This window comes from Streptomyces yerevanensis, assembly GCF_000716805.1.
GTDB classification, from domain to species: Bacteria; Actinomycetota; Actinomycetes; order Streptomycetales; family Streptomycetaceae; genus Streptomyces; species Streptomyces flaveus.
The window spans coordinates 1-407 of the sequence record NZ_JNWJ01000232.1 but is presented as its reverse complement, the minus strand read 5'-3'; the positions used below and the strand labels follow the sequence as shown (position 1 = coordinate 407).

The window sequence follows — 407 nt, the reverse complement described above, 5'->3', positions numbered from 1 at the left end:
ATGTCCGCGGTGAGGGTGCCCAGGTCGGCCCGGACGGTGCCGCGCGCCTTGGTGCCGGGCCGGGCCTCCAGGGAGCCGACGGAGAGGGTGGTGTCGCTCATGGTCATGCCTCCGTACGGCCGACGGTGGAGAGGAAGTCGATGGGCTGAGGAGAGGCGCCGTCCAGCGCGAGGTCGGTGGCGATGTCGCCGAAGGCGGGCGAGAGCTTGAAGCCGTGACCGGAGAATCCGGCGAGCAGGATCACGTTCTCGGCGCCGGGCAGCGGGCCGACCAGGGGGCGGCTGCTCTCGGTGTAGCCCTCCATGTAGACGGAGAGCCGGGTCGGGTCCGGGTGCAGGTCCGGCAGGTAGCGGCCGATCAAGTCGGCATAGATCTGCAGCTCCTCCGGCTGCACCGTCCGGTCCAGC

The 407-nt window shown here is 71.0% G+C and carries 1 protein-coding gene; it reads right to left on the bottom strand.

What is annotated here, in order from left to right; translation table 11 throughout:
* Positions 1–103: 103 nt before the first annotated feature.
* Positions 104–407 (bottom strand): FAD-dependent oxidoreductase (locus OP79_RS49200; RefSeq protein ID WP_033329872.1); only part of this gene is annotated, 304 nt, incomplete at its 5' end.